The organism is Staphylococcus sp. EG-SA-15, from assembly GCF_017151895.1.
GTDB classification, from domain to species: domain Bacteria; phylum Bacillota; class Bacilli; order Staphylococcales; family Staphylococcaceae; genus Staphylococcus; species Staphylococcus aureus.
Map to the genome: position 1 here is coordinate 1 of NZ_JACVZN010000007.1, position 14,696 is coordinate 14,696.

Below are 14,696 nucleotides of genomic sequence, written 5' to 3' on the forward strand. Positions count from 1 at the left end.
CGCCGCTAACATCAGAGAAGCAAGCTTCTCGTCCGTTCGCTCGACTTGCATGTATTAGGCACGCCGCCAGCGTTCATCCTGAGCCAGGATCAAACTCTCCATAAAAATTATGATGTTTGATTAGCTCATAAATACTAAATAATGTTTGTAACTTATAGTTACGTTTTTGGAATTAACGTTGACATATTGTCATTCAGTTTTCAATGTTCGTTTGTCACTTACAAGATTTAATTATAACTCGTAAGTTTTTGTAAGTCAAGAATTATTTTTAATTATTTTATTTCTAAAAAATAAATTTCCTAACTCAATTAATTCAACAAATATTATTTTATTATGTATTTGTTCGAATTTCAATAGTCAAATTTACACTTTATTAATATTTTAAATCAACAACTTAAAACATTTGTTTTTTAAATATTAGTGCCGTTTGACGACTTTTATATAATATCAAGTTATTCTAGTAGAGTCAACATAAAACAACACTTATTTTTGTTTAAAAATTACTGTTGAAGGGATTATTTTCTATTCGTAAGTACTATATGTATTTAAAGTGTAATTCCTTATGCTTTTTACTTCAGTTTTACAAACAAACTTATACTCACTTTATGGATAGTTATTTAGTAGACCTTCGTTTGAATATTTTTATGTTTATTTATAAAGGATACTAGTTATTAGTTAATACCACTTCCGTAGTTAGAATATTCTTTTCTTCAATTTAAATATTTTTCAGAATAAGCATAAAAAAGAAGTTAAACAACTTTCATGTCGTTTAACTTCTTAAATATTACACTTACTTATATGAAGTAAGCTAACGCTTTTTTAATTTGTCATACTACCAAAGTTAAATTATTTATCTTGGCATTCTTTACAAACTCCATAAATTTCCATTCGATGATGTGTTACGTCAAAGTCAGTCATATGCTGAGCTAATCTTTCAATTTCATTTAACTGTGGATATTGAAAATCAACAATCTTACCACATTGTTCACATATAATATGATAATGATTATGTGTATTAAAGTCGAATCGACTTGATGAGTCTCCATATGTTAATTCTTTTACAATTCCAATATCTTTAAACACTCTTAAGTTATTATATATTGTCGCAACACTTATATTTGGAAAATCAGGTGAAAGTGCTTGATAAATTTCATCAGCTGTTGGATGAGTATGTGAAGAAATTAAATAACGTAATATTGCTTGTCTTTGAGGTGTAATTCTTACGCCTGCTTGTCGCAATGATGCAATTGATTCTTCTAGTTCATGTTCAATTGATTCTATTTCAACACTCATCTATATCACCATCTTTCTTATATAATAATAATTATTACTTACTATAAATATAACTGTAGTATTGCGCGCGTGTCAATATTTACATGATGATTTCATTTAATAGCCTTTTTTAGTATCCACTTCATTCTCAATTAGACCATTCTTATTGAGAAAATTAACTAGATTGTTTTTAAAAATATCTAATAAGTCATACTTTGCTTCATAATCATTACCAGTTATATGTGCTGTTATGGTTACATTTTCCAATTCATATAATTCATGATTAGGTTTCAAAGGTTCATTTTCAAACACATCTAAATATGCATGTCGAATAACTTTACTTTTTAATACTTCTATTAAGACCGCTTCTTTAACTATGCTACCTCGTCCTATATTTATAAAAAGTGCTTCATCTTTCATTAATTCAAAATGTTTTTTCTTTAGTAAATGAATCGTTTCTTGCGTTTCTGGTAAAGCATTTATAATAATGTCAGCATTTGGTAATGTGCTTTCAAGTGATTCGATAGTATATATCTCGTCAAACTCATCTTTGTTCTGACCTGACTTGCTCAGACCAATTAAATTCATATTAAAAGCCTTTGCTAACTTCGCAGTTCTAGTAGCAATTGCACCTGTACCTAAAAATAAAACTGTTTGTCCTGATAGGCGTTTACCAGTTATTTTCGAATCATATATATGTTGTCGTTGGTTATCATATGATAGTTTCATCTTTTTATAATCATCTAAAATGAAAGCTAAAATGTATTCAGATAATTGTTTAGCTTGAACACCTTTTCCATTAGTTAAAAGTATGCCGTGATCTGCAATATAATCTAACGGTAATGTATTTACACCCGTTGCAAACCATGCAATCCATTTTAAATTCGGGCAACGTTGTAAAAATGCCTCATTGATACCGCCATCATAACCAACTAATATATCTAAATCAGCCAAGTCACTCTCAGGTATTTCTGATGCTTTTTTATAAAATTTAAAATCTAAATCTGAAAAGCGTTGTTGTAATTCAGTTTCAACTTCACGCATACGATTCAACCCAACAACTTTCATATATGTCACCCCAAAATGTTTTTAAGTTCTTCTATTTGTGTTTTAACCTTAACCTTCTCGATAACATCTAATACTTTACCTTGTTCATCTATTATAAAAGTCGTTCTTACAATGCCCATACTTTCTTTGCCAAATGATTTTTTCAACTGATATACGCCAGTTTCTTTAGCTAATTTAAAATCTTCATCTACTAATAAATCGAAATTCAATCCGTGTTTCTCAATAAAATTTTGGTGTTTTTTCTTTGAATCACCGCTTATACCATATACTGCAACATCTAAATCATTGAACATTTCTAAATTGTCTCTAAAGTCACAAGCTTCTGTGGTACAAGTAGGTGTATTATCTCTAGGATAAAAATATATAATCGCCTTTTTACCTTTTAATGTATCATTTGTAATGACAGTTCCGTCTTGATTTTCTAATTTAAATATTGGAAATTGTTCTCCTTTTTGCAACATATAATCACCTTTTTCTTCATTATAATAATTTTATGATACGATATTAGATGAAAATATTAAATTAAAAGAGGTTGATATAAATGAATTTTAGTGAAAGTGAACGTTTACAACAACTTTCAAACGAATATATTCTAGGCGGTGTCAATTCCCCTTCTCGTTCTTATAAAGCTGTAGGAGGCGGTGCACCTGTTGTTATGAAAGAAGGACACGGTGCATATTTATATGATGTCGATGGCAATAAATTTATTGATTACCTTCAAGCATACGGTCCAATTATTACGGGGCATGCACATCCTCATATTACTAAAGCAATTCAAGAACAAGCAGCCAAAGGTGTTTTATTTGGTACACCGACTGAACTAGAAATTGAATTCAGCAAAAAATTACGTGATGCAATTCCATCTCTTGAGAAAATTCGCTTTGTAAATTCTGGAACAGAAGCAGTCATGACAACAATTCGTGTTGCACGTGCATATACTAAAAGAAATAAAATTATAAAATTTGCTGGATCTTATCATGGCCATTCTGATTTAGTATTGGTTGCAGCAGGTAGTGGCCCATCTCAGCTCGGTTCTCCAGACTCAGCTGGTGTTCCAGAAAGCGTCGCACGTGAAGTCATTACTGTACCTTTCAATGATATTAACGCATATAAAGAAGCAATTGAATTTTGGGGTGATGAAATTGCCGCAGTATTAATAGAACCAATTGTTGGTAACTTTGGAATGGTAATGCCTCAACCTGGATTTTTAGAAGAGGTTAATGAAATTTCGCATAACAATGGGACACTAGTGATTTATGATGAAGTAATTACCGCATTCCGTTTCCATTACGGTGCCGCTCAAGATTTATTAGGTGTTATCCCTGATTTAACTGCATTTGGTAAAATTGTTGGCGGTGGTTTACCAATTGGAGGCTATGGTGGACGTCAAGATATTATGGAACAAGTAGCACCTCTAGGACCTGCATATCAAGCTGGTACAATGGCTGGTAACCCGTTATCTATGAAAGCAGGTATTGCATTACTCGAAGTACTAGAACAAGACGGTGTTTATGAAAAATTAGACAGCTTAGGCCAACAACTAGAAGAAGGTTTACTTAAATTAATCGAAAAACATAATATCACAGCTACAATTAATCGTATTTATGGATCTTTAACATTGTACTTTACAGATGAAAAAGTCACACATTATGATCAAGTTGAACATTCTGACGGCGAAGCGTTCGGTAAATTTTTCAAATTAATGTTAAATCAAGGTATCAATTTAGCACCTTCTAAGTTTGAAGCTTGGTTCTTAACAACTGAACATACAGAAGAAGATATTCAACAAACTTTAAAAGCTGCAGACTATGCTTTTAGTCAAATGAAATAACTTTTAAGGAAGTATATTTTTAATTGAATTAAAATAAAACAAATGCTCACATAGTAGATTCATTTTATATCGTTAACTATTAACGTTTAACTTGATATGTCACTATGTGAGTTTTTATTTTACAAATTTATACTCTTTTAATCTCTGACTAAAGTTTTACATCGCTATCAGTATTATGTATGATTTATTTTAACAACTATAAATAAGCTTGAATTTTGTAACTAGTAAGTGTATAACAGTAATGAATACGAATATTAGATATTCAATAAACTTAAAAGGGGCGTCATTATTTTTGAGACTAGGAGCTCGGATTTTTAAAACTGGTATAGCCATTATTTTAGCTATGTCTATCGCTTCTTTACTACCGGATGATGTTGGTCTGAAAGCCTTAGCTGGTGTCAGTGCTGTTGTTGCAATGCAACCTAGTATTTATCGTTCATTTAAAACAGTTTCTGATCAAGCATTGGGTAACATTATAGGTGCCATACTATCTGTTACAATGGTAACAATTTTTAGTGATAATTTTATCATTATGGGTGTTACCGTCATAGTACTTATTGCTATTTTATTTAAATTTAATTTAGCACATGTTGCTACTTTGGCGAGTGTAACAGCATTAATCATTATGGGACAACATACCGGTTCTTTCTATATTACCGCCTTTTACAGGTTTGTACTTGTAATGATTGGTGTCATAAGTTCATCTCTAGTTAACTTTGTGTTTCTACCACCTAAATTTGAAACAAAAATTTACTATAATTCATTAAATATATCCTCAGATATTTTTATGTGGTTTAAATTAGTATTAAATGATACGACGGAGTTTAATAATATTAAACAAGATAGTCATAATTTAAAACAACGTGTCGAAAAGTTAGAGAAAATTTATGATTACTATAGCGAAGAACGTCCTATTACAAAAAAACATATTCACCAACAGAATAGAAAGAAAATACTTTTCAGAGAAGTAGTTCAGACGACTAGACAAGCTTATGAAGTATTAAACAAATTGTCGCGTTATCAAAACGACTTATATTTACTTAATAACAATTTCCTATTACAAATCAAATTAGATTTAGATTCATTAACTGCTTTTCACGAGCAAATTTTAGCTAGCCTTTCTAAAAAAGCACGTTATAATGTGACACATGTTGATTATGAGTTAGATAATCCGCAGAAAAAAGATTTATTGTCTACATTTCAGCATGAGTTAATAAATCATCCTTATCAAACGGAATATTCGTTTGCCAATGTTATGCAAATTGTTGCAGCCATCGAAGAGTATCGACACCATTTAGAGCATTTAGACCGCATAAGAATTAGCTTTTTCACATATCATAGATCTGATGCAGACATTGAAATTGTTGAAGAAGACTTTGATTTATAACATTAAAAAAATTCCTATAATTAATGCCACAATGAGATAAAGTAATATTGAATCTCGAAATTAAATTTAAAAAAGCAGTAAGATTATTTTCAATTAAGAAAATCTCTTACTGCTTTTTCTTATGTTATGACCCCACCATCCTGTTACAAATTTTCTCTTCAGGATTGTACTGAAGTCAAACAACTAATACTTTATAAGTTTTGAATGCTATATAAATGCTCGTAAGCACCTTGTTTTGCAATCAATTCACGATGCGTACCTGTTTCAACAATATGTCCATTTTCAATTACGACAATTTTGTCAGCATGTGTAATAGTGGACAAGCGATGCGCTACGATAAGTGTCGTTCGATCTTTACTCAACACATCTAATGCTTCTTGAATAATGGATTCACTTTCTAAATCAAGTGCACTTGTTGCTTCATCCAAGATAAGAATTGGCGGATTATTTAAAAATATTCTAGCAATCGATAATCTTTGTTTTTGACCACCTGATAATTTAACACCTCGTTCACCTACTTCAGTGTCATATCCCTGTGGCAAGTTCATAATAAAGTCATGTGCATTAGCCATTTTCGCCGCTTCAACTACTTCTTCATCTGTTGCTGTTGGACGACCAAGTAAAATATTTTCCTTAACTGTATCAGAGAATAAAATATTATCCTGTTGCACCAATCCTATTTGATTTCTTAAACTTCCCGTTAAAAAATCTTTAATGTTGTGACCATCTATTAAAATTTGCCCAGAAGTTACATCGTAAAATCTCGGTATTAAGTTAATTAATGTTGATTTACCACCACCACTCATACCTACGAAAGCAACTGTTTCTCCTTTTTCAATACTCAAATTAATATCTTTTAAAATTGGAGCTTCGTTATCGTTATATTGAAAACTAACATGATCAATATCAATACGACCTTGTTTAATTTCAATAGGTTGAGCACCAACACCATTTTTGATGTCATAATCTTCATCAATTAATTGGAATACACGGTCCATTGAAGCAAAACTTTGCGTTAAAGTTGTAAATGATGCGACTAAACGACGTAAAGGCCCGAACAATAACTCCAAGTATCCAACAAATGCTGCAAGTGTACCTACTGTGATTGATCCAGAAATAGCAAGATATGCACCAACACCGATGACAATTATTGGTCCAATATCTGTAACTGTATTAATTGCGGCAAAGGAATAGGCATTCCATCTTGTATGTTTCAAAGCACGTGTTAAGAAATTAGTGTTCTTTTTATCAAAGTTTTTCGCTTCATTGTCTTCAATCGCAAAACTTTTAACGACTGAAATACCTTGAACACGTTCATGCAAGAATCCTTGAACCTCAGCTAATGCTTGCGATCTTTCACGCGTCAATTTTCTTAATCTTCCAAAGAAAACGTACACCGTTAAAATGTAAAATGGGAAGATAAACAGTGCTGCTAAAGTCAATTTCACATCTAAAAAGAACATTATGGATAGTGCAATAATAATTGTTATACAATCTAACCAAATATTCATTAACCCGGTTAAAATGAAATCTTTTGTTTGTTCAACATCATTAATCACTCTAGATATTACTTGACCTACTTGATTATTAGCATAAAACCTCGCACTTAAAGCTTGTAAATGGTTGTATAACTTTTTACGTATATCATACAATATTTTATTACTTGTCCATTGCGCCAAATATTGACGTATAAATTCAATTGGTGGTCTCACTATTACAAAAATAAATAATGCGATACCAATGGCAATAGTTAAATGATGAACTTTTTCATCAGTCGTTAGTGCGTGGTTATTAATCACGCCATCTATTGCATATTTAATTAAAAGTGGTATAAGCATTGGTATACCAAACTTAATTATCCCAACAATAATCGTTGCAAAAATACGATATTTGTATGGCTTAACAAATTGCAAATATCGTTTAATCATACAATCCCCCCTAATCTATTGCCCTATCCTATTCATAAGCATAAAAATGAATAGAGGTTGGATACATAATTTGTAGATGTAAATTCTTCTTACAATTTACATTTTTAAAATTAAGATATCTCAACCTCTGTCATATTCATGTGATTAAATACGTTGTCTTATTCGTATGTTATATTCTATTCAATTTAATCTATGGATACTGTGTCCCCACACGACAGCAAAAGTTATCATACTTCTTTACATCACTAAGTCAATATAAATGATTTAATCAGTATTTACACTTTATTTGCTTAATACTGTCTAATTTTTTTGTAACGTTCTTTCCAAACTTTGATAAAATCTGGCGCGAATGGGCCCTTCTTCTGTTCTATCCATTGTTGAAGAATGTCCACGTTGCGTCTTAAAATAATATCAATATCATGCGGATAATTCATTTGATTCATATGTTGTTCATATTCATCTTCATCTAATAAATGATACTTTCCGTTTGGATATACTTTAATATCTAAATCATAGTCTATATATTTTAATGCCTCTTCATCACAAACAAATGGTGATGACAAATTGCAATAGTAATAAATTCCATCTTCTCTAAACATGCAGATAACATTAAACCAATATTCTGAGTGAAAGTAAACAATTGCCGGTTCACGTGTTATCCAAGTTCTTCCGTCACTTTCAGTTACTAACGTATGATCATTGCCACCAATGACAACATGATCAGTACCCTTTAATATTGTTGTTTCAGACCAAACGCGATGAATCTTACCATCATGTTTATAACTCTGAATTTTAATGTTTTCCCCTTCTTTAGGTATGGATTCTCTGACCATACTCCACACCACCTTCTGTTAATTTAACCATTATAAATTATAGCATATTTCAGAAATAGTATTATATAAATACATATTTTTACGAAATAAGATTTTACTACTTAATAATTAAACTCGGTAATATTGCTAAGTACTACAACAGAGATTTACATGTCCCATTTAAAGTATATAAAATCATCACTTTTATATATCAACACTTTAACTTTTTGACATTGTTATTCTATGAGATTTAAAGATATCATTTATACTTTTTAAAATTAATGTCACTATGTTTTCCGATAATATTACCAATCATCGAATGTTACCCATTTATAAATTGATAAATCTTTGACATAGGTACAGGGAACGTATATTGATCTCGATCACTTAAATCAAACCAAATCATGTCATCTGGTAATGTTTCAATGTTAATTGTTCCTGAAACGGCGTATACCTTTATCTTCCATGTTAAATGAGTAAATTGATGCTTCAACTCAAAAATAGGTGTTTCTACTGGTTGAATGTCATGTCCGATTTTTTCGGTCATTTCACGCCTAGCATGCTCACTTTCAAACATAGGAAATTGCCACATACCATGCAATAATTTTTCGCTACGCTTTTGCAACAGATATTGACCTTGATTATTTCTAATTAAAAAGACGGATTGCTCAATTACTTTTTTACTTACATTTTTAGATTTAACAGGTAACTTTTCAAATGTACCTTTATCAAATGCCTCACAGTTTTCTTGAACTGGACAAAATAAGCATAATGGATTTTTCGGTGTACAAATTAATGCCCCTAATTCCATCATAGCTTGATTAAACGTTCCAGCTTCTGTAGTAACATACGGTAACAATTCTTGTTCGTACGATTTCCTCGTCGATTGTAATTTAATATCTCGATAGTCATCATTCAATCTAGACCATACTCGAAAAACATTTCCGTCTACAGTTGCTAGTGGTACATTATATGCAATGCTCATTACTGCAGCTTGTGTGTATGGGCCAACACCTTTTAACGCTTTAAATTGATCAGGATCTTTGGGAACTAAGCCTTCATATTTATCATAAACTTCTTTAATCGCCGTATGAAAATTTCGAGCTCTACTATAATATCCTAAGCCTTCCCAATACTTTAACACTTCATCTTCCGAAGCTTGACTCAAAACTTCCACAGTTGGAAATCGTTCAACAAAACGATGATAATAGTCAATAACTGTTTTAACTTGTGTCTGTTGTAACATGACCTCACTTAACCAAATATAGTACGGATTGGTCGTTTGTCGCCATGGCATTTCTCTTTGATTTTCATCAAACCAGTGTATCAAATTTTCTTTAAAACTAGACTGCTGATACATTTATAAAACCCTTTCCTCACCAAAATTAATTGTCTTTACTCATAATGTTTTTATTGTACATTAAAATCATGGTTAGTATGTAAGTTAATTTAGTTATTTGCGAAATTGGATTATAATAGTATATATAATATTATGAAATGAGTGAACTGATATGGACACTGCAACACATATCGCAATTGGGGTGGGCCTTACAGCACTTGCAACTCAAGATCCAGCAATGGCTTCTACGTTTGGTGCAACAGCTACAACCCTTATCGTTGGTTCATTAATTCCTGATGGGGATACTGTTCTTAAATTAAAGGACAATGCAACATATATTTCGCATCATAGAGGTATCACGCATTCCCTCCCTTTCACAATACTATGGCCAATTTTAATTACATTTTTAATATTCACGTTCTTTAGTGGAACCAACCCATTTCATGTATGGATGTGGGCTCAGCTCGCAGTATTTTTACATGTCTTTGTAGATATATTCAATTCTTATGGTACACAAGCACTTAGACCTATCACAAACAAATGGATTCAATTAAGTGTGATTAACACATTTGACCCTATTATTTTCACAGTTCTTTGTATTGGTATTGTATTATGGGTTATAGGCTTGCATCCATTTGCAGTCTTCTTTCCTATAATCGCTTTACTAATCATTTATTACATGATTCGTTTTAAAATGAGAGCCGTAATTAAGCAACAAGCTTTAAAAGCAATTCAACAAGAGCATCACCCTGTTAAAGTATTTGTTGCGCCAACAATAAAATTTATGGAATGGCGTGTCGCGATACAAACTGATGCACATGACTATGTTGGAAAAGCATATGGTAGGAATGTGGTGTTTAGTGATAAAGTGGAACGTCAAACATTATCAACAGACTCCATTTTATGGAAAGTCAAAGGTAATAAAGATATACGTACTTTTTTAAACTTTTCATCAATCTATCGTTGGCAAACAACAACGTTAGCAGATGGTTCTACTGAAATTCGTTTGATTGATTTGCGTTATTTAAAAAATGATCATTATTCATTTGTGGCAATTGCACATGTAACAAACGATAATGTCATAGACCACTCTTATATTGGCTGGGTATTTACAGAAGATAAGTTACAACATAAACTGTATGCTAAATAATTTCAAGTTATTATTCACTAAAGTTAATCTATAAAAAATGAACAACCGGGCAGAATGAAAATCAAAACGATTTTTACTCTGTCCGGTTTTTTAATGTAAAACTATGAATGCTTTTACAAAATCTAAAATTTATATTGTTGCTAACAAACTACCTTTAATGACTCGAAATATCAAAATCAGTATAGGAAAACAATATCTAGATGATATTCTAATTGTTTCTGATTCTCACAGATTAATTTACACAACAGGTCAGCTAAACATCATGAAGAAGTATCCGCCTCGTCTGTACTATCATTTGAAACATCCTGTTGATTATCAGTTTGTGTCACTTTAGATGTTTTATTATAAATTGCGTGTGTCGTATACCTTGCTAATACGAAATTTACTGCAGCTATTAAACATAAGAATAAAATAAAGTAAAAATGATATGGAATGTTTTCCATACTTGATATACCAAATATGATAGATTGTGCTATACCATTAACAATGTAATACATTGGATTTAGCATTAGGATGTGATTGATAAATACATGATTTGGATTTGGTATGAAAATAATTGGTAACAATAAGAAACACAATACACAAACCCCATAAAATATGATATTTATTTTTTCAGTTAACAGTCGAATAAGACCAAAAGTAACGGATATTAATCCTACAAAAATAGTTGCCATCACAATAAAATAGAATAGCGCTATATATGATGTTTCGAAGTTTACTGGTTTAACCAATGCACTAATCATCGTCAAAATGACTAGCATAATAAAACTTAAAATAGACATAATAACTACTGGCGTCGCTGCGGAAATATTAAATAACTTAGTAACTAAAAAGTCATTCATATAATGATGATAAGAGATATAAATTGTGAACATCACTACCGCAAAAACAATCAATACAATGATTCTAAATAACCATCTCACCTCTTTAACATCGGTCAAATGACTAAAGGAAAATAGCGTTTCACTTGCAATAATAAGTATTAAACATGCAGCTAATACGATTAGAAAACTTTTCCAACTTTGTTTTAAACGTTCTGTTACATACCTTTTAGTATGCGGTAAGTTTTTAAAATATAAAATAATATTATCTAGCATCTTTACACCTACAATTCAATATAAATCCATTTGTCTTCTTTCAAATTGGCAATACAATATCCATTCCCAACTTTAGTAATCCAAATGTTATTGTTAATATTAAACTTATCTTTTAATTCTTTTTTATCTACAATTGGATAAACAAAACCGTATAACTGATTATTATCATTGAAAAGTAATTGTATCGGTTGTTGTGTAACGGATGCAACGAAACGGTTATCATCATCAGGAACTAAAGTTTTTATAACTGAACTATGCTTTTTATGTAATTGACTATTAAAGTATGCATAGTAATTACTATAATTTGATTTCATATATGGTGCTAATTTTTTAAAACTATGCGTTTGATATAAACCTGCCGGGTTAAAATATTCTAATTTATCTTTACTAACATAGTAAGTCTTATTATCAGCGGTAACACGATAATTTTTACTATTTTCGCCAGTAATTGTAACTACACTATATTTTGGAATTGTGACTTGTTTATCCCCTTGCATATCCACACTGCCATTAAAAGCAATTCCATAAGCTAACTTTTCGCCATATGGATCTTTATTTTCATTTTGCATCGTAGCACGATTCGTAAAATCTGTTATCGAAATAATTCCTATATTATTGAAAATGAGCAACATCATCAATGCTAAGCCTAAAATAGTACCTGAGGCTAAAGTCCAAAAACGCACTAAAAACTTAGGCGGTTTTGCATGATTATAGCGCTCAACACGTTTGAAATTATAGGTCATCTCTGGTATTCTTGTACGATTCTTTTTCCAATCTAAATCAAAGTTTTCAATTTCTTCTTTTGAGTTTAGACTTAATCGATCACGTTCATGTTCTTTAAAAGATGGAATAACTTGTTTAAGTGACCCTTCCATTCTTAATTGACCATGTGAAAACCAAGCTATGTAGTTACTCACTTGTGAAATTTTATCAATATCATCACCAATTGACACAATCGTTAAATTATTTTCAATATAATCATTTGTTAATTCAATCGCACGTTCCATAAATTGTGGTGTTAAATAGTCAATAACATGATTTAAAATAATAATATTTGATTTTGATGAGCGTGCAATACTTAATAGTAATTGAGCGTATGCCGCTTTCGAAATATGGTTAACCGGCTTCGTTTTATAATCACCTAAATGTGCATATTGAATAATCTGTTCAGCTTTATGATCATTAATTTCATATGGAAATAGTTGAACTAACTGCGCTGTATAAGCTTCAACAGTTTGATGAATTAACGATTGATCTTCAATATATCCGTAGAACAAATCTTCAGTACAAACTACTTTACCTTTATCAGGTTTAATTGCACCTGCCAACAATTGACCTACCAACGCTTTGGAAGATTCAGGTTCACCAATTATACCTAATGCTTCTCCTTGATAAATATGTAAACTAATATTGTTTAAATCGATATCTTCAGCATCATATCCAAAAGGTAAATACCATTTCTTATTCTGTTTATTCCTATAGTAGTGTGTTACTTTTAGTAACTTTAAAACAATTGAACTTCCCATCTATTTTCATCCTTCTATAATTGTAATAACGCTATAGGTAAGCCTTCTTCGGGTTCATCGCTATTAAATCTAAACCCCCACGCAAAAATACCTTTTAATCTTTCTACTTTAAAATATTGATTACTGCCATCAGTCAGTTTATAAATTTTACCAATTTCTATCTTTTTTCTGTCTACTAAGTAACTTTCGGCAACAATTACTTTACTTTGATAAACGTCATATTCATTTAAAATACCATTCATCTCAGCTTTTCTCATTTTCTCTTTATAAAGTTGTATTTCGTGTCTTAATTCTGGCTCAGACATCTCACTCAATTTCTTCTGTTCCATCGGCAATACCACTTTCTTCTAATTTAGCTTTAATTTTATCATATTTATATCCTTTTCTCATAAGGCCTTCGATAGTTTTTGAAATTAATTTCTGTTGCGTGTACTTCTTTCGATTTTTATTATAAATTTTTTCTAAATCTCGTTGTAATAAATCGTCTAAAACCGCTTCATCTTGTGTAAAATCCATTTCATTCAATACAGCATGAATGGTTTCCATTTCAAACCCTTTTTGAATTAAAGATTGCATTACTTTTTCTTTAACTTTATTTTGTGGCCCTTTTTTTGTTTTAGATATTTTTTCAGCAATTTGGATAATATCATCAAGTTCCTGTTGTTCTCTATAAAGTTCTGTAAATATTTCAATGATATTTGGTTCTATACCAAGTTGATATAGTTTTTGTTGATAAATTTTAGGTCCTTTATCTGTCGTGCGAATCATTGTATTTTTTAAACTTTCCGCATAATCTTGATGGTCGATTAACTTTTCGCGATAACAATATTCAATCACTTCAGAAATCGCTTGCTCTGATATCTCTTCTTTTTGTAAATATTGTATAACTTCTTTTTCAGTTCTCTTTTTATATGATAAATATTGGATTGCTTTATTTAAACCTATGCGATAATGATCATACTTTTGAATCTCTGCCATGTCAGCAGCTTCAAGTTGTTGCCCTTTTTTTAAATTAAATTTGACTAATGTATCAATATCTATACCCATTTCAAATTGTTCGTCTAAAAAAAGATTAAACCGTTCTTTGTTTTTCTTTTGAACTTCTATTTTAGTAATCTTCGGCATTGGATCACCCCGTTACTTTCTCAAGTTTTAATACAATACTCTTTTATTATTCAATAAGCCACTTCCTATAGCAAATGTTTAACTTTAAATATTTTTCGATGCTAACAAAAAATCACACTATCATCTTTTAAAATGAAAGTGTGATTACAAGCAAATCTGTA

Annotated in this window: 13 protein-coding genes, 1 rRNA gene and 1 pseudogene; 3 read left to right on the forward strand and 12 right to left on the reverse strand. The window is 30.8% G+C overall.

Translation table 11 applies throughout. The features are described from left to right. The 4 genes from IDG64_RS05225 to bcp all read right to left on the reverse strand — a co-directional run. A 16S ribosomal RNA gene (locus IDG64_RS05225) occupies window positions 1-105 on the reverse strand; the annotation flags it as partial. 741 nt (window positions 106-846) lie between these two features. Continuing rightward, on the reverse strand, window positions 847-1,293 hold the full coding sequence (gene perR, locus IDG64_RS05230; protein ID WP_000110011.1) for a peroxide-responsive transcriptional repressor PerR: 447 nt from the start codon (window positions 1,291-1,293) through the stop codon (window positions 847-849). Window positions 1,294-1,389: 96 nt separating this feature from the next. Continuing rightward, entirely contained in the window at window positions 1,390-2,340 is a 951-nt protein-coding gene (locus IDG64_RS05235; RefSeq protein WP_000869450.1) for a phosphoglycerate dehydrogenase, read from the reverse strand. A 5-nt stretch (window positions 2,341-2,345) separates the two neighbouring features. Next, complete coding sequence (gene bcp, locus IDG64_RS05240; protein ID WP_000939521.1) at window positions 2,346-2,801, reverse strand: thioredoxin-dependent thiol peroxidase; 456 nt, start codon at window positions 2,799-2,801, stop codon at window positions 2,346-2,348. A gap of 80 nt (window positions 2,802-2,881) precedes the next feature. Here bcp and IDG64_RS05245 point away from each other — a divergent pair, with 80 nt between their 5' ends. Next, the gene (locus tag IDG64_RS05245; RefSeq protein ID WP_001011596.1) at window positions 2,882-4,171 is read left to right on the forward strand and encodes a glutamate-1-semialdehyde 2,1-aminomutase; all 1,290 of its coding nucleotides are present in this window, start codon (window positions 2,882-2,884) and stop codon (window positions 4,169-4,171) included. A gap of 292 nt (window positions 4,172-4,463) precedes the next feature. Then, window positions 4,464-5,558 carry an FUSC family protein gene (locus IDG64_RS05250; RefSeq protein ID WP_001236371.1) on the forward strand — a complete coding sequence of 365 codons (1,095 nt, stop codon included), beginning with the start codon at window positions 4,464-4,466 and terminating at the stop codon, window positions 5,556-5,558. Between the two features lie 89 nt (window positions 5,559-5,647). Here the strand turns inward: IDG64_RS05250 and IDG64_RS05255 are convergent. From IDG64_RS05255 to mutY, 4 genes and pseudogenes are all read right to left on the reverse strand, one after another. Continuing rightward, a pseudogene (locus IDG64_RS05255) lies at window positions 5,648-5,741 on the reverse strand (hypothetical protein). An 8-nt stretch (window positions 5,742-5,749) separates the two neighbouring features. Then, window positions 5,750-7,486, reverse strand: coding sequence for an SAV1866 family putative multidrug efflux ABC transporter (locus IDG64_RS05260; RefSeq protein WP_000597238.1), 1,737 nt, complete (start codon window positions 7,484-7,486; stop codon window positions 5,750-5,752). 290 nt (window positions 7,487-7,776) lie between these two features. Next, window positions 7,777-8,319, reverse strand: a complete 543-nt coding sequence (gene ntdP / locus IDG64_RS05265; RefSeq protein ID WP_000251253.1) for a nucleoside tri-diphosphate phosphatase — start codon at window positions 8,317-8,319, stop codon at window positions 7,777-7,779. 301 nt (window positions 8,320-8,620) lie between these two features. Continuing rightward, the gene (mutY, locus tag IDG64_RS05270; protein ID WP_000284764.1) at window positions 8,621-9,658 is read right to left on the reverse strand and encodes an A/G-specific adenine glycosylase; all 1,038 of its coding nucleotides are present in this window, start codon (window positions 9,656-9,658) and stop codon (window positions 8,621-8,623) included. Window positions 9,659-9,809: 151 nt separating this feature from the next. On the opposite strand from mutY, the gene IDG64_RS05275 reads away from it, so the two are divergent. Further along, window positions 9,810-10,787, forward strand: a complete 978-nt coding sequence (locus tag IDG64_RS05275) for a metal-dependent hydrolase (protein ID WP_000379103.1) — start codon at window positions 9,810-9,812, stop codon at window positions 10,785-10,787. 260 nt (window positions 10,788-11,047) lie between these two features. Here the strand turns inward: IDG64_RS05275 and IDG64_RS05280 are convergent, their stop codons facing one another. Genes IDG64_RS05280 through recX form a run of 4 tightly spaced genes read right to left on the reverse strand, consistent with a single transcriptional unit; the run spans window position 11,048 to window position 14,535 of the window. Beyond that, window positions 11,048-11,884 carry a membrane protein gene (locus IDG64_RS05280; protein ID WP_000886468.1) on the reverse strand — a complete coding sequence of 279 codons (837 nt, stop codon included), beginning with the start codon at window positions 11,882-11,884 and terminating at the stop codon, window positions 11,048-11,050. Between the two features lie 8 nt (window positions 11,885-11,892). Next, window positions 11,893-13,410 carry an ABC transporter ATP-binding protein gene (locus IDG64_RS05285; protein ID WP_000535834.1) on the reverse strand — a complete coding sequence of 506 codons (1,518 nt, stop codon included), beginning with the start codon at window positions 13,408-13,410 and terminating at the stop codon, window positions 11,893-11,895. Between the two features lie 14 nt (window positions 13,411-13,424). Further along, a complete protein-coding gene (locus IDG64_RS05290; RefSeq protein WP_000435806.1) occupies window positions 13,425-13,739 on the reverse strand; it encodes a YfhH family protein in 315 nt (104 codons plus the stop codon). Next, window positions 13,717-14,535: a recombination regulator RecX gene (gene recX, locus IDG64_RS05295; protein ID WP_001124419.1), complete on the reverse strand. Its 819-nt coding sequence runs from the start codon at window positions 14,533-14,535 to the stop codon at window positions 13,717-13,719. The genes IDG64_RS05290 and recX overlap by 23 nt, the downstream gene beginning before the upstream one ends. Between the last annotated feature and the right edge of the window lie 161 nt (window positions 14,536-14,696).

Coding starts and splice junctions, on each gene's coding strand:
- perR (WP_000110011.1), bottom strand. CDS start 1,293: ATGAGTGTTGAAATAGAATCAATTGAACATGAACTAGAAGAATCAATT.
- IDG64_RS05235 (WP_000869450.1), bottom strand. CDS start 2,340: ATGAAAGTTGTTGGGTTGAATCGTATGCGTGAAGTTGAAACTGAATTA.
- bcp (WP_000939521.1), bottom strand. CDS start 2,801: ATGTTGCAAAAAGGAGAACAATTTCCAATATTTAAATTAGAAAATCAA.
- IDG64_RS05245 (WP_001011596.1), top strand. CDS start 2,882: ATGAATTTTAGTGAAAGTGAACGTTTACAACAACTTTCAAACGAATAT.
- IDG64_RS05260 (WP_000597238.1), bottom strand. CDS start 7,486: ATGATTAAACGATATTTGCAATTTGTTAAGCCATACAAATATCGTATT.
- ntdP (WP_000251253.1), bottom strand. CDS start 8,319: ATGGTCAGAGAATCCATACCTAAAGAAGGGGAAAACATTAAAATTCAG.
- mutY (WP_000284764.1), bottom strand. CDS start 9,658: ATGTATCAGCAGTCTAGTTTTAAAGAAAATTTGATACACTGGTTTGAT.
- IDG64_RS05275 (WP_000379103.1), top strand. CDS start 9,810: ATGGACACTGCAACACATATCGCAATTGGGGTGGGCCTTACAGCACTT.
- IDG64_RS05280 (WP_000886468.1), bottom strand. CDS start 11,884: ATGCTAGATAATATTATTTTATATTTTAAAAACTTACCGCATACTAAA.
- IDG64_RS05285 (WP_000535834.1), bottom strand. CDS start 13,410: ATGGGAAGTTCAATTGTTTTAAAGTTACTAAAAGTAACACACTACTAT.
- IDG64_RS05290 (WP_000435806.1), bottom strand. CDS start 13,739: ATGGAACAGAAGAAATTGAGTGAGATGTCTGAGCCAGAATTAAGACAC.
- recX (WP_001124419.1), bottom strand. CDS start 14,535: ATGCCGAAGATTACTAAAATAGAAGTTCAAAAGAAAAACAAAGAACGG.